Annotated in this window: 17 protein-coding genes, 3 pseudogenes and 2 riboswitches; of the genes and pseudogenes, 13 read left to right on the plus strand and 7 right to left on the minus strand. The window is 58.0% G+C overall.

Features of this window, described 5'->3' with window-relative positions; genetic code table 11:
* A pseudogene (locus IVA74_RS07640) lies at positions 1–86 on the plus strand (IS5/IS1182 family transposase); the annotation flags it as partial.
* A gap of 374 nt (positions 87–460) precedes the next feature.
* Here the strand turns inward: IVA74_RS07640 and IVA74_RS07645 are convergent.
* Complete coding sequence (locus IVA74_RS07645; RefSeq protein ID WP_247341281.1) at positions 461–1,705, minus strand: D-amino acid dehydrogenase; 1,245 nt, start codon at positions 1,703–1,705, stop codon at positions 461–463.
* 63 nt (positions 1,706–1,768) lie between these two features.
* A riboswitch (glycine riboswitch) is annotated at positions 1,769–1,856 on the minus strand.
* A gap of 3 nt (positions 1,857–1,859) precedes the next feature.
* Positions 1,860–1,957, minus strand: a riboswitch (glycine riboswitch).
* Between the two features lie 354 nt (positions 1,958–2,311).
* Positions 2,312–2,518: a hypothetical protein gene (locus IVA74_RS07650; RefSeq protein WP_247341283.1), complete on the minus strand. Its 207-nt coding sequence runs from the start codon at positions 2,516–2,518 to the stop codon at positions 2,312–2,314.
* 472 nt (positions 2,519–2,990) lie between these two features.
* Between IVA74_RS07650 and IVA74_RS07655 the strand changes: the two genes are divergently transcribed.
* The 3 genes from IVA74_RS07655 (at position 2,991) to IVA74_RS07665 (ending at position 6,699) form a co-directional block, all read left to right on the plus strand.
* Positions 2,991–3,986: a D-aminoacyl-tRNA deacylase gene (locus IVA74_RS07655; RefSeq protein ID WP_247341285.1), complete on the plus strand. Its 996-nt coding sequence runs from the start codon at positions 2,991–2,993 to the stop codon at positions 3,984–3,986.
* Between the two features lie 45 nt (positions 3,987–4,031).
* Positions 4,032–5,252, plus strand: a complete 1,221-nt coding sequence (locus IVA74_RS07660; RefSeq protein ID WP_247341287.1) for a Xaa-Pro peptidase family protein — start codon at positions 4,032–4,034, stop codon at positions 5,250–5,252.
* Positions 5,253–5,529: 277 nt separating this feature from the next.
* Positions 5,530–6,699, plus strand: coding sequence for a M20 aminoacylase family protein (locus IVA74_RS07665; protein ID WP_247341289.1), 1,170 nt, complete (start codon positions 5,530–5,532; stop codon positions 6,697–6,699).
* Between the two features lie 693 nt (positions 6,700–7,392).
* Here the strand turns inward: IVA74_RS07665 and IVA74_RS07670 are convergent.
* A complete protein-coding gene (locus IVA74_RS07670) occupies positions 7,393–8,583 on the minus strand; it encodes a glycine C-acetyltransferase (protein ID WP_247341291.1) in 1,191 nt (396 codons plus the stop codon).
* A gap of 13 nt (positions 8,584–8,596) precedes the next feature.
* Positions 8,597–9,544 (minus strand): aminotransferase class IV, encoded by a 948-nt coding sequence (locus tag IVA74_RS07675; RefSeq protein ID WP_247341293.1) that lies wholly within the window; start codon positions 9,542–9,544, stop codon positions 8,597–8,599.
* An 856-nt stretch (positions 9,545–10,400) separates the two neighbouring features.
* On the opposite strand from IVA74_RS07675, the gene IVA74_RS07680 reads away from it, so the two are divergent.
* The 8 genes and pseudogenes from IVA74_RS07680 to IVA74_RS07715 all read left to right on the plus strand — a co-directional run.
* The gene (locus tag IVA74_RS07680) at positions 10,401–11,459 is read left to right on the plus strand and encodes a 3-hydroxyacyl-CoA dehydrogenase NAD-binding domain-containing protein (protein ID WP_247341295.1); all 1,059 of its coding nucleotides are present in this window, start codon (positions 10,401–10,403) and stop codon (positions 11,457–11,459) included.
* 56 nt (positions 11,460–11,515) lie between these two features.
* Entirely contained in the window at positions 11,516–12,712 is a 1,197-nt protein-coding gene (locus tag IVA74_RS07685) for an acyl-CoA dehydrogenase family protein (RefSeq protein WP_247341297.1), read from the plus strand.
* A 937-nt stretch (positions 12,713–13,649) separates the two neighbouring features.
* A pseudogene (locus tag IVA74_RS07690) lies at positions 13,650–14,622 on the plus strand (acyl-CoA dehydrogenase family protein).
* Between the two features lie 92 nt (positions 14,623–14,714).
* Complete coding sequence (locus IVA74_RS07695) at positions 14,715–15,872, plus strand: acyl-CoA dehydrogenase family protein (protein WP_247341299.1); 1,158 nt, start codon at positions 14,715–14,717, stop codon at positions 15,870–15,872.
* A gap of 55 nt (positions 15,873–15,927) precedes the next feature.
* On the plus strand, positions 15,928–16,098 hold the full coding sequence (locus tag IVA74_RS07700) for a hypothetical protein (protein ID WP_247341301.1): 171 nt from the start codon (positions 15,928–15,930) through the stop codon (positions 16,096–16,098).
* Between the two features lie 43 nt (positions 16,099–16,141).
* Positions 16,142–18,220, plus strand: coding sequence for an acetate--CoA ligase family protein (locus IVA74_RS07705; RefSeq protein WP_247341303.1), 2,079 nt, complete (start codon positions 16,142–16,144; stop codon positions 18,218–18,220).
* Positions 18,213–18,995, plus strand: a complete 783-nt coding sequence (locus tag IVA74_RS07710; protein ID WP_247341306.1) for a carnitinyl-CoA dehydratase — start codon at positions 18,213–18,215, stop codon at positions 18,993–18,995. Before IVA74_RS07705 ends, IVA74_RS07710 begins: the two co-directional genes overlap by 8 nt.
* Positions 18,996–19,060: 65 nt before the next feature.
* Positions 19,061–19,490: pseudogene (locus tag IVA74_RS07715) on the plus strand (IS5 family transposase); the annotation flags it as partial.
* A 409-nt stretch (positions 19,491–19,899) separates the two neighbouring features.
* On the opposite strand, the gene IVA74_RS40835 reads toward IVA74_RS07715, so the two are convergent.
* Positions 19,900–20,505 carry a 3-keto-5-aminohexanoate cleavage protein gene (locus IVA74_RS40835; RefSeq protein ID WP_346730920.1) on the minus strand — a complete coding sequence of 202 codons (606 nt, stop codon included), beginning with the start codon at positions 20,503–20,505 and terminating at the stop codon, positions 19,900–19,902.
* Entirely contained in the window at positions 20,501–20,785 is a 285-nt protein-coding gene (locus IVA74_RS40840; RefSeq protein WP_253075625.1) for a 3-keto-5-aminohexanoate cleavage protein, read from the minus strand. The genes IVA74_RS40835 and IVA74_RS40840 overlap by 5 nt, the downstream gene beginning before the upstream one ends.
* Before the next feature lie 167 nt (positions 20,786–20,952).
* On the opposite strand from IVA74_RS40840, the gene IVA74_RS07725 reads away from it, so the two are divergent.
* Entirely contained in the window at positions 20,953–21,321 is a 369-nt protein-coding gene (locus IVA74_RS07725) for a hypothetical protein (protein WP_247341308.1), read from the plus strand.
* A gap of 101 nt (positions 21,322–21,422) precedes the next feature.
* Here IVA74_RS07725 and IVA74_RS07730 read toward each other — a convergent pair whose 3' ends face one another.
* Positions 21,423–22,208, minus strand: a complete 786-nt coding sequence (locus IVA74_RS07730) for an SDR family oxidoreductase (protein WP_247341311.1) — start codon at positions 22,206–22,208, stop codon at positions 21,423–21,425.
* Positions 22,209–22,445 lie beyond the last annotated feature (237 nt).

Consider the following 22,445-nt stretch of genomic DNA (forward strand, 5'->3'; position numbering starts at 1 on the left):
GTGTCGCAACTCGCTACGACAAACTTGCCAGAAACTTCTTGGCTGCCGTCCACCTCGCCGCCATCGTCGCCTATTGGATCAATTGAGTCTGAACCCTAGATCAAGCTTAGACGAACGCTACAGCATGGCGTCCTTTTACTTGGACGCAAAGCGCACCTTCAATGTGGGCCACAGCGTGCATTGACATGAATTCGCGAAAACAACATAGGGTCATGCAGAGACCCTCGGCTAAACCCGATGGTGATTGCGTTAAGGCTGTTGAAAGCGACGGCGCCAATTGGCTCATTGGGGGGATTCGTTTGAAAAACTGATTTCGTGCGTCCAGGCCAGTCGTACGCCGGCCAGGCCTCACATCTTGCCCTGGGTACGCAAGATCCTGCTGTGGCGCTCTTCAAACAATAACGCTCCCGGTGTTGATGTGCCGGGAGCAGGGTTTTGCAGAGCTGGAGAGCCCCGAGTATCAGGCCACGGATCGGCTCAGCCGAGCTTTACTGTCGTCTGTCGCAATGACGTCGGCAATCATCTCGGCCGTGATAGCGGATAATGTCCAGCCCAGATGACCATGCCCGGTGTTGTAGAAAATATTCGGCCGTTTGCCTCGGCCGACCCTCGGCATCATGCTAGGTGTCATAGGACGCAGGCCCGCCCATGGCACCACTTGTGCGGTAGACACATCCGGGAACGCTCGCTCTACCCAGCGTACCAGAGGCTTGATACGGTCCCAGCGGATGTCGCGGTTCTCGCCATTGAACTCGGCGGTCCCTGCGACGCGGAAGCGATCTTCTCCCAACCGGCTGGTCACGATCTTGGTGGCCTCGTCGAGCAGGCTGACACGGGGCGCAGCCTTTTGGCTCGTTTCGTCCCGCAGCTCTACCGTGATTGAGTACCCCTTGACGGGATAGATGTTTATCTTGTCCCCCAGCATTGAAGCAATGCGGCGGCTGCCGACCGCGCACACCACTGCCCTTTCAGCTTTAAGTTCCTGCCTCAGAGGACCTTGTTGCCAGCGTACGACCACGCCGTCTTGATCGGCTCGCATATCGCAGATCTCGGCACCAAAGACAAAGCGCACACCCTTTCGTTCACAAGCCGCAGCAAGACCACGCGTGAACTTGTGAATGTCGCCGGTTGAATCCGAGGGGGTAAAGAAACCGCCGTAGTACTGGTCACTCAGCGCTGGCTCTATGGCGAGCATTTCGGAAGGCGTCACAGGGCGGCGATCCAATCCCCCCTGCAGCAGCAACTGATTCACCCGAGAAGCCGCATCGAAATCTGCCTTACTCGAATAAACGTGCAATATTCCTCGTCGCTCCAAGTCGAAGGCGATACTCTCCCGGTCGGCAAGGTCAAACAGATGTTGCCGCGCGGCTATCGCTAGCTTCGTCGTCTCGATCGTATTGCGGCGGTAGTGACGGATCTGTCCTACGAACTCGGCGAGCCAAGAATATTTGTGAAAACTGGGGCTCGGGTTCAGCAGCAATGGTGCGTCGTTGCGCAGCATCCATTTCACGCCTTTTACGATCGTTGCGAGACTATTCCAGACTTCTGCATTGCTTGCGGACAATTGGCCGCCATTGGCAAACGAAGTGTCCATCGCGGGATAACGTTGGCGATCGAAAACCGTGACCGAATAGCCGCGGCAGGCCAAGGCATAGGCAGTTGTAACTCCGGTGACACCGGATCCGATAATGATGATCGTGCTCATCGTATGCTCCAAGACAGGGATGAATGAACGGTGCAATGGCTTCCGCCACAACTCCGTCCCCAAATCTGTCCGTGCACCTGAGAGCTTTCTCCGCTATCCTGATAGATAACGGTCCCCTTCGGTGGGTACCAACCGGCACCTCTCTCCAGATCGTCCTCGGTGTGCAGTCCTGGGCCTGAGAGTTTCCTTGGGGGGTTGCTCCGTCGGCGGCGATGGGCCTGTCGGCCCACCGCACTCTCCCGCACACCATCGTCAGACGTCACCACACTTTCAGACGTGCGGCCTGCATGTCAAGAGAGCTCACGAACCACGCGACAATCACACCGCATCGGAGTCGCTGGGTGAACGCTCTTTCGCCACTCAGCTCAGCCGGATGAAGCCGCTGATGCCGATTGTAGCGGAGCGGGATGTCGCCGCTTTTCAGCGCAATAGCCCGCTGGTCGCAGCAATGCTGCAAGCTCATCCAAAAAAACGCACGACGAGAGCACAAAAGCCGGTCTAATGTCCGGGCACCGACGATGACGTACCGCCTCTCAAAGCCGCGCGTCTCATGCAATTTGGTGTCAAGAATTCGCTGTATCCGGGCTTACGATTATCCCGCCGGTCTCACGCGGCGTTGATGGTCCCAACCAGAACGCCAGCGTTCAGGTAAAGCAGCAGTGAAGTGCCGCCGGGCCCGTCCGCAATTTGAGGACTCTCAGTCTTGCGATTCGAAATGACCTTGAACGCCGAGTTTGCGCTGCTCATCGCATCTGAATGCGTGAACACCGCTATCGAGTGCTCCTCCAAATGTGTCTGGATGATTCCCGGCACGCACCCTGATGATCCGTCCCCGGCCAAATGTTCAGAACTCTCGTCGAGCTTGATCCCGAACTCGTCGTCCTGGCTGCGAGATCTGCAAACGTGATCCGGTCACTCCGTCCGACGGGTGGTTCTTAGGCCCTATGGAGACGACGATGCTGCTTCCGGTCAGTGGTGCATTTAATTTGCGATCAACGCACTATGAATTCGACCGCGTTATCAATTCGGCAGATAAGTGCAGTCCTTCCCGACTGACGCGGGTTCCGACCGCAGCCCGTCGAAGGCTTCGGCCGACCACGAACGTCACCTTGTGCCCGGCGCCGGTGTTGAAGCGCACTCAGGCATGTCTTGGTGAGTCTCTTGAGGCCGCGGCTTTATTACATACGCCCGACTTTCATGAGTGCGCTGCTCTTGGAAGTCGGGAGCCGCGCTCGGGGGCGACTCGTGCGCTCTCAATCCCGAGTGAAATTCAAGGAGGGAGGCAGTGAGACGTGCCGTCTTCATCTTTTGCGTTGACCGCGAAACAGATCCGGTGGCGGGTCACGTTCTGAACGCCATCATGACCGGATGCACCCTTGTTTCGACGGGGCTCGAGATTGATGGACATCCGGTGCTCGAGGTCCCGGGCCTGCGCGACACTATCGTTTCGATCGTACGCACTAACGAGGTCGTAAGTAACGACTACGCGCGCTACGCACCACTCTTCAATGAGCGGTTCGGTGACGCCGATGTCATCGGCATAGTGAATTGGCACGAGGGTGCCAATGCGCCAAACGCAATTTTCTCGGTTCAAACGACTGGCGACCTGGCTACGGGGACTTTCAGCAAAGTTGACCCACGAATTACTCGGGGGCTTCTTCTTGCCATTGAGGCCGAGCGCATAACCTCTGATCTTCATAACTTTCGCACTTACTTAGAGGCGACCCACTGGTCAGGCGTCAAAGCCGGTGATGCTGGGACCTGTCTCGCGGACTTGAGGCCTTCTGCAATCGACATCGAGATCGGAAGCTCGCCAGGCGATTGGGCAAATCCCCATGCCGCCCGAGTGCTGGCGAGAGCTCTTCTGCATACGTTCGATCATATGGATGAACCTGTGCGTTCCGTCCTCTGTGTCGGCGGCGTCCACTTTGAACCAAGCTTCACAACCGCGGTGTTGCAGTCATTCGACAACCTCCCGATAGCAGCTAGTCACGTCCTACCCAATCATTGGCTGGTGTCTGGCGGCTATGATCACGAAAGTCGATTGATCAATCTAAGAGCGTGCGTGGATTCAATCGTGGGCGGAATTCAAGCCATCGTGTACCACGATAAGCTCAAAGCGCCCTACAAGGCCGTTGCGCGCTTGCTTGCCGAGGAACTTGGCGTCCCAATGCTTTCGCATAAACAGCTACGCACGGCTTTGAAGGCCAAGGATGTTGCCGAATGGTCACGCCGGGGCGCGAGTCGTCGGAGTCGGCGTGCTGCACAGCGAGATTGTTGAACTTGCCCGTTGGCGCCCGCGCGGTGCATTTTTAGGAGAAACGCTATGAATGCTCTAGATTCTGGTTCTATCAGAACGATTCCTTACGCTCCCTTCCCGCGGGCCGAATACGAAGATCGGGTCGAACAAGCCCGGCGTTCGATGAGAGAACATGCCATTGACGCGCTTCTGGTAACCTCCGAACACAATTTACGATATTTTGTCGGCGAGCCTAGCACGACGCCGCAGCAGACAACTCGGCCCCGCTTTCTTATTCTTTCGTCCGGTGAGGCTGTTGCAGTCGTTCCAGAGGGAATCGATCAGTTTTATAAGGAGACGACCTGGGTCAAACGCTGCCGGAGCTGGCCCAGTCCGAATCCAAGGGATGAGGGGGTGTCGACCCTCGCCGGAGCATTGCGCGAACTATTGCCCGAGAATGCGAAAATCGGCACAGAGCTTGGCGCCGAAAGCAGACTTGGCTTCCCTACGGGAGATTTCTTACGTGTTGCGGATGCGATCAAACCTCGGATGTTTGTAGATGCATCGGATCCGATTTTCACTCCGTTGCGGATGATCAAATCTCCATTAGAGGTCGACCGAATTCGAACTGTATGTAAGCTTGTCTCGGAAGCATTTGACAACCTGGCGCCAAAGCTGCGTTTGGGTATGACGGAACGGGAGGCGTGTCGGCTCTTCGAGCTCGAATGCTTCAGTCGCGGTGTCGAAAAGACGGCTAAGATAGTGGGTGTTTCTGGCCGCGGGGGTTATACACGCCCCTACGGTGTTCCGAGCGACAAAGTTCTCTCGGATGGTGATCTGCTGTTTATTGATGCCGGCTGCCTATTTGACTTTTATTGGAGCGACTTCGATCGACATTTTGCCTTCGGCGCGCCTGATCGGCACACTCAAGATGCCTATCAAATCGTTTGGGATGCCACCGAAGCGGGAATCGCCGCGGTTAAACCAGGTACTCCGATCTGCAATATCTGGGGCGCAATGTCAGATGTACTAAATGGCTCAAACAATCGCGGTAAGGCCACGAACATCGGGCGAATGGGACATTCGATGGGTTTATGGATGCCAGAGTTGCCCTCGGTGCAACCTGACGACAAGACGATCCTAAGACCAGGCATGATCATCAACATTGAACCAAGCACCTCATACCCGTCATATTTTGACGGATCGCCGAAGTTGATGCTGCACGAAGAGGTCGTCGTCGTGACCGAATCTGGGGCGCAACTGCTCACTTCTCGGGCTTCTCGAACAATAGCGGTTGTCGCGAACTAAGAGAACGCTAGCACCCTAAATGCCCTGGATCGGGCGAAGAGCACGCTGGGTTTTCGCCTAACCTTGAGAAGTGTTCCACAATTTTCGATGGATAGAGGCTGCCTCGCCGTGTCTCGTTCACGTGTTCGGGCGAGACCTCAATGTCCAATCAGACCCAAAGCTGGGAGGGCATGTGGCTGACAGCAACAGAAGGTGCTCGAAGAGGCTCGAAAGCATGGCGCATCCGCCGGGCTTCTACAGTGCCGTATCATATTGAACTCACAAATTGAGGTCTGACATGCACGGCGTGGAAACTTTCCGAGATCTGCAACGAGAGGCAACCGAGTGGCGTCGCTACCTTCATGAAAATCCTGAGCTAGATTATCGGCTGCACAACACGGCTAGGTTCGTGACCGAGAAGCTGGCTTCCTTCGGTATCAATCACATTGAGACGGAGATCGCTGAAACCGGTATCGTTGCATTGATCCAGGGAACTGGCGGAGACGGGCCCACGATCGCGCTAAGGGCGGACATGGACGCCTTGCCGATCCTCGAGGCCTCAAACAAGCCGTGGTCGTCGAAAGCACCCGGTAAAATGCACGCGTGCGGCCACGATGGTCATACGGCCATGTTGTTGGGTGCTGCGAAATACCTTGCCGGCACGCGCAACTTTAAGGGCTGCGTTGCTTTGATCTTTCAGCCGGCGGAAGAAGTCGAACTTCCGTCTGGCGGCCTAAGAATGGTCCAGGAAGGAATCATGGACCGTTTCAACATCTCCAAAGTTTTTGGGATGCACAACGCGCCGGGCACCGAGGTCGGCAAATTCAGCATTTGCAGTGGGCCTATCATGGCGTCGCAGGACGATTTCGACATTATCGTAAAGGGCCGGGGCGGCCATGCGGCTAAGCCGCATGAGACCATCGATCCAGTCGTGATTGCCGCACAGATCATCCTCGGCATACAGACTCTAGTTTCACGCAAAATCAATCCAATCGATTCGCTCGTGATCTCCGTGACGAAGTTGAATGCTGCCAATGCTTACAACATCATCGCTGATCAGGTCGAAATGGCTGGCACGGTCAGAACCCACGTCCCTGACCTGAGAGACTTCGCCGAACGCCAGATCATGGCAGCCGCCCAGGGCATCGCGAGCGCATTTGGCGCAGATATCGAGTTCAAGTACCGTCGGTCGGTCCCGGTGACCTTCAACCACATCCAGGAGACTAATTTGGCGATCAGGGCGGCACGCAGTCTCGTCGAGTCCGGTTCCGTTGACGAGAGCATTAAACCCCGCATGGGGGCGGAGGATTTCGCTTACATGCTTGAGGCGCGGCCAGGCGCTCTGATTTTCATTGGAAACGGACCGACCGCTGTTGTGCACAACCCGGCATATGATTTTAACGACGAAGCTTTGCCGTATGGCATCGGCTATTGGGTGAACTTGGTTGAGGCATTGTTAGGCGTCTGAAGCGTCGGCGGGAGGAGCAATGTTCACTCGCTGCACGGCCCAGCCGCTAAGCCGCTCGCGCTGACTTGCGATGGTCGTCGGCATTGCCGCAGGCAATGGGCAAACCGCGGGAGATTGCCAGAAGACCTGTCGCTTCCGCCCCACGAGCTGTCCGATGAGGTGATATGCGCCTGCTGGATCGCGAATCCCTATCAATGACCATGCGGTCCGAGAAGCGCTCCGGCCGCTGCCCGGTTTAGCTCAGCAGGTACGCAGGCAGGATCAGCATCCGCGTGCTCTAAAGTCTTTGCAGAAGATGCCGCAGAGGCCGATGTTTCGAAGGAGTAGACCTCGCGCACCGTTACGACTTGGACTGCAAGGTCAGATCGCCATGCCCGTGGTGTCTCGACACGCGGATGATTCGTGCTCTGTCAGGCCTTACATAGTGAGCCCCTTCCACAGCGCACACTCGGATCAGTGATCACTGACGTAGAGACGCTCGCCGCCGCGGATGCCCGTCACATCACGTCGCGAAGGGGATCGGGCCACAACTATCCGCATCGACTCTGTAGGGAATCACGACTCGATCGAGCGCAAACCTCAGAAGCGCGAAACTAGGCCATCACCTTGCGTTTCTGCAAACACTTCTTCACGGCAAGCCATCTCGATCGAAGACTGATGATGCTGGATCTCCCCCGCAAGAACTATAAGACCCTAAACGCCAAGGTCCGTCTTTGCTGTTCGGAATGCAGCGATCACTCTCTCTATGTCGTCTGTACGATGCGCGGCACTTACCTGCATGCGAATCCGCGCAGCACCATCCGGCACGACAGGATATGAGAAGGGAACGACGAGAATGTCGCGCGCACGCAAATACTCAGCAATCTGAACCGCGACTGCGGCATCGCCCGTCATGACGGGCACAATCGGGTGATCGCTGCCCAATACGTGAAACCCCACACAGGTCATTCCTTGACGCAGCTGGCCAGTGCGAGCAGACAGATTCCGCCTAAGATCGTCTGCCTTCTCCGCCAGATCGATTGCAGCCAATGACGCTTCACAGATCGCCGGCATTAAGGCGTTTGAAAATAGGTATGGGCGCGCACGCTGTCGCAACCAAGAAACGATCTCGCCACGGCCCGAGACGTATCCGCCAGAGGCGCCGCCGAGTGCTTTGCCGAGCGTGCCGGTAAGAATATCAATCCGGTCTTCCAACCCATACCGCGCGGGCGTTCCACGCCCTTCTGGTCCGACAAACCCGACCGCATGAGAGTCATCGACCATGACCAAGGCCCCATGACGCTTCGCTAGGTCACAGATCCCGGGCAGATTCGCCGCAGCACCATCCATGGAAAACACGCCATCGGTCACGACGAGCACTGTTCGACAGTCGCTTGCCTCTCGTAGAGCCTGCTCTAACTGCCTCATATCATTATTGGCGTAGCGAAAGCGCTTCGCTTTGCAAAGCCGAATCCCATCTATGATGCTCGCATGGTTCAAGCTGTCGCTGATTACCGCATCGTCAGCGTCGAGCAGGGCCTCGAACAATCCCGCGTTCGCATCGAAGCACGAACCGAATAGGATCGTGTCCTCCGTGCGAAGGTAGCTGGAAAGCCTGCTTTCAAGCGCGCGATGAACTGAGTGCGTCCCGCAAATAAACCGCACGGACGACATTCCAAAACCATGCCGCTCGAGACCTGCATGCGCGGCTTGTACCAGGGCAGGGTGATTGGACAGACCGAGATAGTTATTGGCGCACATGTTCAGGAGATCGCGCTCGCCAAGGGCGCGCAGATAAATATGCGTGGACTGGGGCGAAACGATCTCTTGTTCGACTTTTAGGAGATTACGCGATGATAGCTCATCGAGGTTGCCACGAAGTCGCTGACCAATTTGCGAGGGCATAGTTCGTTTCCGATCAGGGATAAATGATAGCCGTCGACCACGCGGGATCAGCGTGCTTTTGCCAGTACAGATCCGTGAGCCGGCGGGTGATGGTTCCAACCTGTCCTTGAGAGATCGTGGTGTCATCGATGCGCGTCACCGGCATAATACCGCCGGCAGTGGAGGTGATGAACACCTCGTCAGCCTTCTTGATGTCGTCACGACTGATGTCGGCCGCAGTGGCGGCAAGCCCAATCTCTGCACAGAGATCAAAGACGGTCCGACGCGTGATACCCGGCAATACCCCAAAAGCCGGCGTTCTCAAGGATCCATCCTTTACCACGAACACATTGAAGCCTGGTCCTTCCGCGACATTCCCGTTCGCATCTAGGATCAGCGCTGTCTCGCCACCCTTGTCGTAGGCGTCGAAAAGGCCCTTCACGAGGTCGAGCCAATGATAGTTCTTGATGGTAGGATCGACTGAGTTTGGCGGGATACGGACGGTATCGCTGATCGCGACGTGCAAGCCTCTTTCCAATTGTTGCTTGTTGGCAACCGAGCCATAAGGCACAGCAAACGCGATGAAGCGGTTCTCTGCTTGGCGAGGATCGCGGCTGAAGGTCGGCGACGACCCTCGCGTGCAGATCATCTCAACGTAAGCCGATTTATGGCCCGACAAGGCGACACACTGCTCGAGGATAGACGCGATTTTCTCGCGGTCGTAAGGCAGCTTCATTCGAAGGCGTTCAACGCCTGCCAAAAACCGATCAAGGTGCAAATCCAACCGGAAAAACCGGCCATCCCAGACGTGCACTGTGTCGTAGGTGGCGTCGGAGTGCAGGAAGCCCCAATCGAGCACGGAGATCTTGGCTTCGGACATCGGCAGGTATTGCCCGTCCATGAAGGCAACCCCGTGCGGATAGCGCCGTCGGTCGATGTGATGCTGCTCGATTGTTGGAAGCACAGGTGAGAGGTCTGTCATCGGAGAGTCATTTGCAATATGAGGGGTTGAGGCAAGCGAGGAATTGCTGCATCGCCAAAAGACGGATTTGGGACATGGTGCTCCATCAATGAGGATCGGCACAGCCGGCCACTGAACCGTAGTCACCTGAGATGTTAACGGTCCCGCGAGCCGCATTCCCCCGATGTCGTGCCTCGTATGGACGAAATTCTGCATCTCGGCTGAATAGGTGAAGTTTTCACACAACAGAATGCCAGATAGAGGGACGAGCTCCCCTGCCGACGCGATGATCATCTGGCTAACGCATGATCAAGATCATAGGAATTCGTAGCTCCAGGGCTTGCCTGATTCTTTGGTCAGTGCACATCGATATTGAACGCATTAGGGGCAGCGGTAGGCCCGTCGCGAGCCGGAGGCCGCGCACACGCGGGCCGACCAACTCGATATGTGGCCCCGAGGCCGCGTTATGATCCAAACTACCGGGATCGCGTTCGCGACCCCAATGGCCGTTTTGGGGCCCAATCCTAAGCGCCGGTTTTGCGGGGGCTCACCTCATCTCCGAATGCGACGAGATAGATGCTTCGACTTGTGGCGACGGGGCGCAGGAATGCTGCTTGCAAGCGGCCATATTAGTCAATTCCACATCCGCAGGCCCGGTATTATTTATTGGAGATCAAACGTAGCGCCGATGTGCCGGCGAGGTGAGAATGGCTTTCGGTGTTCATTACCTGTGTGACTATAGGCGCAGCCTTTGGGCGTCGCCTAGACCGCATGTGCCGACGATCCGACGAGGTTTCGCACGTGGCGACCGACGATGAACTGGTTAACGGTGCAGTGGGAGCTCTCGCCAGGATCGCGGTGAGAGTGGGGAGTCCTGATGAGCTTTGCGACAAGCATCATGCCTGGGAGTACAATATCGATGTCAGATAATTCAACGTTCCTGCCGGAGAAACTGCCGCGGCGGGTCGGGCTATTAGGGGGCGGGACGATCGGCGGCGGCTGGGCCGCACGATTTATCCTGAATGGAGTCGATGTGCGGCTGTATGATCCGGCACCTGGTGCGGTCGATCGCGTGCAGGCGATTCTGGCCAACGCGCGGCGGCTGTATCGGCAGCTGACGCAGGTCCCGCTCCCCGCTGAAGGGGCGCTGACGGTGGTGGAGTCAATTGCGGAAGCGGTGGCTGACGTAGATCTCGTGCAAGAGTCCGCGCCGGAGCGTCTGGAATTGAAGCAGCAACTGCTCGCAGCGGCTAGCCGAGCAACTGCCCCTGATACCCTGGTCTGCTCCTCGACCTCGGGACTTCGACCATCTTTGCTGCAGGCGGATATGGACCACCCCGAGCGCCTGCTCGTCGCGCACCCGTTCGACCCGGTTTACCTGCTGCCGTTGGTTGAACTGTGCGCCGGACAGCGTGCGGTGCCCAAGGCGTTGGCGCGGGCGGCGGACATCTATCGTGCCGTGGGTATGCACCCGCTCGTGGTACGCAAAGAGGTGGACGGGTTCATCGCAAACCGGCTGCAGCAGGCCATGTGGCGAGAGGCGTTGTGGCTGGTGCACGACGACGTCGCCAGCTTACAGGAAATCGATGACGCGGTTCGTTATTCCTTTGGGTTGCGCCGGGCGGTCGTCGGCGCCTTCCGGATGGGCGGCGGCGGTGCGGCTGGTATGCGTCGATTTATGGAGCAATGGGGGTCCCAGCTAAAGTGGCCACTGACGAAGTTCACCAACGTGCCCGAACTCACCGACGCTTTCCTGGACAGGCTCGCCGAGCAATCAGACGCGCAAGTGAAATCAGATAATCTCACGACGTCAGAGCTCGAAAGGAAGCGCGACGACTGCCTAGTGGCCGTTTTGGCGGGGCTGCGCTTGCAGCGTTACGGCGCCGGTGAAACGGTCGCGCTGTGGGAACGGGCTCTTCTCGACCGTGGCCCCTAACTCACTAACAACAACCGCAACTATCCGAAGCTGAATTAGTGACGGGAAACTCAAAAATGGATCTCGCATTCACAGAAGAAGAGCGACGCTTTCGCGAAGAAATGCGGCTGTTCTTGCGTGATAACATGTTGCCGGAGATACCGCGCAAATTGGCCGAAGGCAGACAACTCTCAAAAGACGAGAAGGCTGCGGGAGCGCGTATTCTCAATAAGAAGGGCGTCCCAACATGGCCCAAGGAATATGGAGGGGCGGGGTGGACCCCCCTGCAACAGTACATTTTCGCGGAAGAGGTGCGAGCGCTTCCCGCACGTTTTAAGTTCGGATACGGCGAGCCTTTGGTCGGCCCGGTCATCTATACCTTTGGCAATGAGGCACAGAAGCAATACTATCTGCCGCGTATCGCCAACGCTGAGGATTGGTGGTGCCAGGGTTTCTCCGAGCCAGGCGCAGGCTCCGATCTTGCTTCGCTCAGAACGCGAGCAGCCCGCAATGGCGACCACTATGTCGTCAACGGCCAGAAGATCTGGACCACGTGGGCGCAATACGCCGATTGGATCTTTTGCTTGGTCAGGACGAATCCCGATGTCAAGAAACAGCAGGGTATCTCTTTCCTCCTGATCGACATGAAGACGCCTGGCGTCAGTGTACGTCCGATACAGCTAATCGACGGCAGCCATGAAGTTAACGAGGTCTTTTTTGAGAACGTCCGTGTTCCGGTCGAGAATCTCGTCGGCGAAGAGAACAAGGGCTGGGACTATGCCAAATTTCTTCTCGGCAATGAACGCTTCGCCGACGCCGGCGTGGCCATTTCCGAGGAGCGCATTCGGCGCGCCAGGAGACTTGCCGCACAGCGCTGGGTCGGCGATGAGCGACTAATCGACCAGGCGATGTTCCGGGAGAAGGTCGCAGCAGTCGAAGTCCAGCTGAAGGCGTTCGAACTGACGCAGCTTCGCGTGGTTGCTAATGCATCGAAGCAGCAGAAGGTTACGCAGGACCCTGCAAGTTCTATCCTTAAGCTCAGAGGCTCGGAAATCGAGCAGGCGACGGCAGAACTGCTAATGGATGTGGCCGGACCCCATGCGCTTCCCTATCTGACGGAAGAGGAGCTCGAGAGTGGCAACGAGCCTCCGATTGGTGCCGACTGGGCCGCACGCATCGCGCCCGCCTATTTCGGTAGCCGAGCGGCATCGATCTATTCGGGCTCCAGCGAGATTCAGAAGAACATCATTGCCAAGGCCGTCCTCGGCCTCTGATGCTTCAAGGGCCGCTGACACAGCGCCTTCCGCAAAGAATTTTGTCAACTGCGGTCTTGAGCGCCGTGATCGGCTTGCCGCCCGAAAACCTGGGTTGTCAATTCATGCCGTCGTACAGCGTCGCCCGGCCCTGATTGCTAAGGCGCTGCTGGCGCATCTGGCCGAGCTGGATGGTCCTACATAAGCGTCCGCTCACCATGGAGTTCGTCGACCAGCATTGCGCGATGAAGTCCGCAAGGTGCGCCGCACTCAGCTGCGTGGCGAGTGTATTTCCGGGGGCGCCGACCGCTTCTGGATGACGTGTGACCGGAATTGAGCATCAAATGCAAGCCGTACAACATAGAGATCTGAGAGCGTCCGCTCCGGGACATCTCACGCGTCTCGAGCCGACGCCGAGTCCGCCACTTCCTACGCCACGCCGGTCGCCGGTTCGGTGCGCAACATCGTTGGTGAGTACGCTGAGAAAGCATGGCGAGAAGGGCGCGGTTCTGGTCATGGGAGAAATCGGCTCTCTGAAATAGTACAAAATTCTTACGGCGTTGCCCGCCAGTACAGCACCTTGACCGGCAAAGATCGTTGAGATCGGAGTGTTCGCGCCCTATGTGTCGCGGTTTGGACATGCTCTCATCACCCGCCGCTTTACCTGCCAAGGCAGTGACGGATGAATCCAAGCAGCCTAAGGGTAGCGCATTTTCTGAACGTCTGGGCGTTGCGGCGAGGCCGAAGGTGGCGCGTTAGCGGCGGCTCGTCGGTGGACACACGCACGCCGACAAATGGCTCGGCGTTCAAACGTTAGCAAGCGCTCTCATTTTGCTGTATTTCCTCAACTCTCAAGGCATTTTTGCCGTTCTTGTGCGCGTCCCTGTCTTACCATGAGAGTACGCGCGCAACGTAGCCCTGCGTCATGTGCGACTGAATTGGCTGACAGAAAACTCCAATGGAACTTTCGTTTAACCACGAAGAACAGGCATTCCGTCAAGCGGTGCGTCAGTTCTTACACGATCACGTGCCGCCGGAGATGCGTCGCAAGCTGATCGAGAACCGAGATCTATCAGGAACGAGAGATGGTCGCCTGGGTGCGCACCCTAAATAAGAAAGGTTGGAGCGTTCCGGACTGGCCGGAGGAATATGGTGGAACAGGATGGACTCCCGTGCAGCATTACATCTTCAACGAAGAAGGCCAGATGTATCCAGTGCAGGGTTTGCCCGACTTCGGTACATCCTTGGTGGGCCCGGTGATCTACACTTTCGGTAATGAGGTGCAAAAGAAATATTATCTGCCGCGTATCGCCAACGCGGACGATTGGTGGTGCCAAGGCTTTTCCGGGCCCGACGCGGGCTCTGATCTTGCCTCACTCAAAACGCGCGCTGTACGGCACGACGACCACTACATCGTGAACGGCCAGAAGACCTGGACGACGCTGGCGCAATACGCCGATTGGATCTTCTGCCTGGTCAGGACGAATCCCGATGTCAAGAAACAGCAGGGTATCTCCTTCCTCTTGATCGACAAGGAGACCCCCGGCGTGAGTGTGCGTCCGATACAGTTGATCGACGACGGTCCCAAAGTCAACGAAGTCTTTTTTGACAATGTCCGTGTTCCGGTTCGTGTAGTCGCGAGGGAATCGAAGCGACAGAAGGGCACTCAAGATCCAGCGAGTGCCATCCTCAAAATCAAGGGCTCGGAAATCCAGCAGGCCACTGCGGAGCTTCTGCTCGACATGGTCGGCCCTTACGCGTTGCCCGCATTATCGAAAAGCGATCTCGAGAGTCATAACGAGGCGCCGATCGGACCCGATTGGGTCGCGACAATCGCGCCCGCCTATTTCAACGTTCGTAAGGTCTCAATTTATGGGGGCTCCAACGAAATTCAGAAGAACATAATCGCCAAGGCGATCCTCGGTCTCTAACGTTTCGCTGGTCGATTCCATGAGGTGCGGCGGGGCTCGTCGATAACTTTTTGAGGACCACTGGCACGGCCCCAGTTCAGGAGAATATCACGTTGGACTTTGATCTCTCCGAGGAGCAGCGGCTCCTCAAGGATAGCGTCGAGCGGCTGGTGCTCGACAGATACGGCTTTGACGACCGCCGCATGTATCAGACCGAGGAGCGGGGGTATAGCGAGGCGATGTGGTTACGCTATGCCGAGTTGGGGCTTCTTGGGCTGTCCTTCGGTCAAGAATATGGCGGCTTTGGCGGCAGTGCTGTCGAGACCATGATCGTTATGGAGGCGTTTGGCGGGGCGCTGATCCTCGAGCCTTATTTCGCGACGACGGTACTTGCGGGCGGGATCCTCCGCCACGGGACGAGCGAGGCGCAGAAGGCGGAGATAATCCCTGCGATTGTGGAAGGCCGTGTAAAAGTTGCCTTCGCCTATGCCGAACCGCAGTCGCGCTACGACCTTTTCGATATTGAGACGCAGGCAACAGAGCACGGCCATGGATGGATGCTCAACGGCGCCAAGAGTCTCGTCCTCCACGGCGACTCGGTCGATAAAATTATCGTGTCGGCGCGAACGGCCGGAGACACACGGGACAGGGATGGGATCGGCCTGTTCGTCGTCAACGCCGATGCGCCGGGCCTTACACGCCGCGGTTATCCGACACAGGACGGTCTGCGCGCGGCCGACATCACCCTCGAGAACGTGCACGTTGAGCCGGCCAATGTCATTGGCGACCCAGCTAGGGCGTTCCCAGTGATTTCGCGAGTAGCGGACGAGGCCGTAGCGGCGCTCTGCGCAGAAGCCGTCGGCTCCTTTGCCAAAATGCAGGCCATCACTCTCGATTATCTCAAGACGCGCGAGCAGTTCGGTAGAAAAATTGGTACCTTCCAGGTGCTGCAGCATCGAGCCGTCGACATGTTTGTCGAATTAGAGCAGTCCCGCTCGATGGCCATGTATGCGGCAATGATGGCAGGCGAAGCGGACACCATCGAGCGCGAGCGCGCTATCTCGGCGACAAAGATCCAGATCGGCCGATCGGCGAAGGCCATCGGGCATCAGTCGATCCAGCTCCACGGTGGCATCGGAATGACGATGGAGTACAGCATCGGTCACTATTTCAAGCACGTGACGATGTTAGACACGCTGTTCGGCGACGCTGATCATCACCTGCGGCGGCTCGCACGGCTCGGGGGACTCCGTACTGAGCAAGCGAACTAAAGAGCCTAACGTACGAGTGGGCTGGTCAAGAGTGGTGCAGTCGAATGTGATTCCGATGATCAACCTGACCGCAGCGATGTGCGGTGATATCGTGCCAGATAGGCCACTCCCTTGGATCCAGGTCCATAGCGCCATGGGACTAATGGACAACCTGCCGCAGGAGCGCGTTTGGCGCGATGTCCACCTCGAGCAGATTCGGGAAAGCGCCTCGGAACTTCCCGTGTGACACATTATTCGGGGCGGTGCTGCGCCCGCTTGGAGCCTGATCAATGCATAGACTGGAACGACTTCTGCGTCCGAAAACGATCGCCGTGTTTGGAGGCCGACAGGCGGCAGCTGTCGTCGCGCAATCGATCAAGATGGGCTTTGCCGGAGAGATCTGGCCGGTGCATCCCACTAAGGACGAGGTTGCCGGCCGCAAGGCCTACCGGTCCGTGGCCGACCTGCCCGATGCGCCTGACGCCGCTTGGGTCGGCGTCAACCGCCACCTCACTATAGAAGTGGTTAAGGCGCTGTCCGGACGCGGGGCCGGCAGCGCTGTCTGCTATGCTTCCGGGTTTCTCGAAACAGAAGGCTACGACCAGGATGGAGAACGGCTACAGGCCGAGCTCGTCGCAGCCGCCGGCGAGATGCCGATCATCGGCCCGAACTGCTACGGTCTGATCAACTTTGCCGACGGCGCGCTTATGTGGCCGGACCAACATGGTGGCACTAGGCTTCCCCAGAGAGGCCGCGGGGTCGCCATCATCACACAGTCGTCCAGCATCGCCATCAACATCACTATGCAGAAACGCGGACTGCCGACCGCCTTTCTAATGACCGCTGGCAACCAGGCGCAGACTGGTCTTTCCGAAATGGCGACCGGCCTGATCGAGGACGATCGGGTCACTGCGCTCGGCCTGCACATCGAGGCGTTCGATTCCGTGCCCGGCTTCGAAAGCCTGGCGGCACGGGCGCGGGAGCTGAAAAAGCCGATCATCGCGTTGAAAGTCGGCCGTTCCGAGCAGGCGCGGGAGGCGACCGTATCGCATACCGCTTCGCTTGCCGGCTCGGACGCTGCATCCGCCGCCTTCCTAAAGAGGCTCGGTATCGCTCGCGTCGAATCCATTCCGACATTCATCGAGACGCTGAAGCTCTTACACGTGACCGGTCCGCTGCCCGGTTACCGCCTGTCATCGATGAGCTGCTCGGGCGGCGAAGCCTCAGTGATGGCCGACAGCGCGGACGGGCACTTGGTGCATTTCCCCCGCCTCACTGACCAGCAGCGCGCCCATATCAAATCGACGCTCGGACCATTGGTGGCGGTGGCCAACCCGCTCGACTACCATACTTTCATCGTGAACGACGTGCCATCGATGACTGAGACTTTCACCGCTATGGTGTCGGCTGGCTTCGATCTCAATCTGCTCGTGCTCGACTTCCCGCGTCCCGACCGCTGCACTGATGGCGGTCGATCGCTGCCGCGGCAAGCGTTCCAAGCGGCGCTGAAGACCACCAAAGCGAAAGGCGCGATCGTCTCCTCGTTACCAGAGAACATGCCTGAAGAGTACGCCGCCGATCTGATAACCAAGGGCATTGCTCCTCTATTCGGGATTGCGGAAGCTATCAAAGCCGCCGATGCGGCGGCGTTCATCGGCTCGGCCTGGCGCACGCCGCAAGCGCCGCCAATAACCACAGCGTCGGCTGGTGCGTTCAACGGCGAACGTGTGAGGCCTGACGAAGCCGAAGCCAAGAGGAGATTGATCAAAGCCGGCCTGCCAGTACCAGACGGCGAGCGCGCCGGCAATACGATCGAGGCGGTGATCTCGTCCACGGCGCTCGGCTTCCCAGTGGCGCTGAAGGCTTTGGGCGTGGCGCACAAATCGGAAGTCGGTGCAGTGCGGCTTAACCTCGAGGACGCCGATTCCGTCAGCGCCGCGGCTAATGATTTGCTCGGGCTCGGGGCCGGCCTCTACGTCGAAAGCATGGTGCGTGAGGGTGTCGCCGAACTGATCGTCGGCTTCACGCGCGATCCCATGTTCGGCGCGGTCATGACGCTGGGCACCGGTGGCGTGCTGGTTGAGCTGTTGCGCGATAGCGTGACCCTGATGCTGCCGGCAACGCGTGACGATATTGAGACGGCACTGCGCGGGCTGAAACTCTATCCGCTGCTGGAAGGCTATCGCGGCCGGCGCAAGGCCGATGTTGCAGCGGCCATTAATGCCATTTCAAGCATCGCCACCTTTGTGCAGCAGAATGCCGGCGAGATTGAGGAACTTGAAATCAACCCATTGATCGTGTGCAGCGAAGGCCAAGGTGCCTGGATTGCCGACGCGCTGCTGGTACTTGGAGAAAAGACGAATGGCTGACGTCATCACCACCCGCCGCGACGGCGCTATCCTTGAAGTTACGCTCGATCGACCGAAGGCCAATGCCATCGATGTGAAAACGTCGCGGCTGATGGGGGAGACCTTCAAGGCCTTCCGAGACGATCCTGACCTGCGCATCGCCATCGTGAAGACGGCCGGCGACAAGTTCTTCTGCGCCGGCTGGGATCTCAAAGCGGCCGCCAGCCGAGATGACTCCCACAGCGACTATGGAGTTGGCGGCTTCGGCGGGCTACAGGAACTGCGCGACCTCAACAAGCCGGTGATCGCCTGCGTCAACGGTATGGCCGTCGGCGGTGGCTTCGAGTTGGCGCTCTCCTGCGACCTGATCTACGCCTCCGATCATTCCTCGTTCGCGCTGCCAGAGATCCGCGCCGGAACACTGGCCGACGCGGCAACGATCAAGCTGCCGAAGCGCATCCCCTATCACGTCGCAATGGATCTTCTGCTCACCGGGCGCTGGATGGATGTGTCGGAAGCGCATCGCTGGGGTCTGGTCAACGAGGTGCTGCCCAAGGAGAAGCTTGAGGATCGAGTCTGGAAGATTGCACGGCTGCTCGCCAGTGGCCCACCTCTGGTCTTTGCCGCCATCAAGGAGACGGCGCGCGTGGCCCAGGGGCTGACGTTCCAGGACGCTATGAACCGGGTGACACGCCGCCAGCTTGCGACCGTAGACAAGCTTTACGGCTCAGAGGACACTCTTGAGGGGCGTCGGGCATTCGCCGAAAAACGTGATCCGCTTTGGAGGGGGAGGTAGTGATATCGTAAGCGGCAAACTTGGGTACCTAATAAGCGCGGCGTGATTCCCTTGCCTGCGAGTTTTTGATTCGGGGGCGAGAGAATGCGCGCGGGTTTGTTTTGGCCGAATGAAAGGCAATGGGCTCGTATGAGCCTCATCTGCCGACGGGACTGAAGGGACCGGCGCGGGACGACGACCGCCGCATCATCAACGGGATCATTCACATGCTGCAGTCGGGCGCGCGATGGCGCGATTGCCTGCGTGACTATGGTCCTTACACGACCGTCTACAATCGCTTTAACCGCTGGGCCAAGCGCGGGCGATGTTGCGCCATCTTTGGAGCCCTGGCCAAGCTCGGCAAAGATGCAGTCGCGCTCTCGCTCGATTCGACGATTCGACCTCGATCAAAGCACACCGGTGCGCCTCCGGCGGAAAAGGGGGGAGCACGACCAGGCCATCGGCCGCTCGCACGGAGGCCGCACGACAACAATCCATGCGCTGAGCGATCCGCTCGCCGCCGTGCCACGTCGGGATGATCGCGTTCGCCAGCCACCACGCTTTTTTTGAAGCTGAACCAGTCCCAATCGACTTTGCCGGCGAGCTGAACCAGCTCGTGCTTCATATTGATGATCTGGTCCAGCCTGGCCCGGAACAGATCGCCCGATCCCGTTGTCCTGTGATTCTTCGGTCGCATCGCCACCTCCGATGCGACGACGGAATCATGACTGGCGATTCGACGGAATGCTGAAAATGACATTGCAGGGTTCTGCTCGAAGCATCAAAACCCTGCAATCAAAAAACAGTCCACAACGACAAATGCGATTCTAGCTCAATCGCTTAGCCGCTCTTCGACCAAAAGGCGGATAGGTGTCAAAGGCCTAGACTCCAGCATGGCGTAGTTCCACGCTAGACCCAAGAGCCGTTATCCGCGTTTGGAAACGCCAAGAATCGATCGGGCCTCGGCCGGTGTCGCCACGCTGCCTCCCATGCGTTCAATGATGCCGACGGCATTCTCGACAAGTCCCGCGTTGGATGCCAGCACACCTCTTCGAAGATAAATGTTATCTTCCAATCCTACCCGCACATGCCCGCCCATCGGCACTATCTGTGCGACTACGGGCATTTCATCGGAGCCACATCCAAATCCACCCCAAATGGCCCCGGAAGGCAAAAGCTCGCGCATCGCCTGGAGAACGGTCGGACTAGCCGGAGCCCCATTCCCCGTGCTGAGACAGAATTGAAAGAGGGCAGGACCATCGATGGTGCCTTCCGATACGAGCTTTTTCGCAATTTCGATGTGGCCTAGATCGAAGCATTCGAGCTCGGGCTTGACGCCTGCTTCTCGCATGAGTGTCGCCATCTCTCGCAGATCGGACATGCGTGCAACAAAAATCTGCTCCCCGAAGACGATCGTGCCACAATCCAAGGTAGCAAGCTCTGGTTGCAGTTTAATTGCGTGAAGACAGCGAGTCTTGGAATCTTTAAGGGTGCTAGTTTTGCCAATCTTTATTGGGTCAACGGAATCAATTAGCTATGGTCCCGTCCATGCCGCACGTCAGGTTGATGATTACATCAGTGGCCGCGTCCCGAAGCTTCTTTACGACTTGTTCGTAGAGCTCAAATCGGTTCGAAGGGGCTCCGGTATCTGGTTCGCGGACGTGAATGTGAACGACCGCAGCCCCCGCCTTCGCAGCATCCAGTGCTGCCTCTGCGATTTGTGACGGCGTCTTGGGAATATTTGGATGCTTCGCAAGGACAGCAGAATTGCCGCCGGTGATTGCGCACGTGACGATGACTTTTCGAGGCATCTAGAGCTCCTATCTAGTTACGTTAGTACCGTGGGGTCCACCCGAATGGTGTTGAAGACATGATGTTTCATTGCCACGCGACAAAGAACGCAGTAGCCACCTCATCGAGCCGGCGCGCCTGCGATGAGAGACGCTGCACGGCCGACGTTCCGCGGTGGACTCCCACTTTGACCGCGCTGTGCTTCCCGGAGCCGCTCCAAGACTTCGGGCCGGAAAGGCTCAACTTTCCGGCGGGCCACGCCAACATTGAGCAGCAACTGCTCTGCCGTCGCCGCGAGCGCGTCATCGCGATCGTCGAACATTTCGTGATGCATAACGAAGCGCTTAGTGTCGAGCTCGAGGATGCGCGTGGTGATCGTCAGTGTGCCACCGGCAAGAACTTCGCGGACGTAGGTGATGTGGAAATCACCTGCAAATATCGAATGGCCTCGCTCAAGATAGGAATTGCCCAAGCCCAAGTCGCGGCAGGCGAGGTCGCCGGCCTCGGTAAATACCTCGAAATACGGCCTGACATTCATATGCCCGTTCATATCTAGCCAAGATGTCCGAACGGGGCAGCGGAAAATGAACAAGGACGTTTTGAAGCACTTCGCTTGGCTGCCGAGGCCGCTAAAGTTCGGAATGCGGTGGTTATCGGTCACCTGGCACCAGCATTTGCGCCGAGATCGATTGGAAGGCACACGCCGTTAATTCCGGAAGCCGCGGGACTCACAAGAAAGGCAATGGTCGCCGCGACCTCACGAACTTCGACGAAGCGATTACCTGGTTGCGATGCGCGGAAAAGCTCGATGACTTCGTCTACGCTAATTGCTCGACTTGCCGCCTGCGCCTCTAGCTGACCACGCATCATGCCGGTATCCATCCAGCCCGGCGCGATGGCGTTGACGGTAAGACCATGCGCCGCCCCCTCCAGCGCCGCAACTCGGACCAGACCGAGAACACCATGCTTTGCCGCGGTGTATGCCGCCTTTTTCGACGCGCCCCCAAGACTCGCGCTTGATGCCGTCACCACTACACGGCCACCGCGGGACTTGATCAGGGTTGGCCAGGCCGCCTTCAGCGCGGCGAATGGTCCGTCCAGCATCACAGCTCGAAGGCGCTCCCATTCGGCGTCTGGGAACTGATCGAGCGGTGCGACGAATTGGCAACCAGCATTCAGCACAAGAATGTCGAGACGCCCAGCGGTCGCAACTACATGGGCAACCATGTCCCGATTCCCGCTCGCCGTGGAGAGATCCGCGTGGAAGACATCTTCACCAACGACGTCCACACCGTACACGTTCGCCCCGCGATCACGCAATTCGGTCACGATGGATTTCCCAAGCCCTCCGGCCGCCCCAGTCACAAGGGCTACTCGCCCCTCCAGCGACGATCCATAGGCAGGAGACTGTTGTTCGTCAGGCTTGGAATCAGACTTGGTCATTCTCTTCTCTCTTGGCGCTCGTGGTGTTCGGGATTCAGGTTTGCGCTTTCGTACAGATAGCGCGGCTATCCACGCTTGTTAGTGCCGCCAGCCCGCATTTGGCTGTCGCTAGCCTCTGCCGTACCTACTCGATCTTGGCCGGACGTCCGCGTTCATCTCCACATAAAACCAGCACACCTTAGATCGATAAGGGACAACTTTGCGGCTCCATCTACCCCAGAACGAGCAGAATCGCGG

Source organism: Bradyrhizobium sp. 132, from assembly GCF_023074185.1.
In the GTDB taxonomy this organism is placed as follows: Bacteria; Pseudomonadota; Alphaproteobacteria; order Rhizobiales; family Xanthobacteraceae; genus Bradyrhizobium.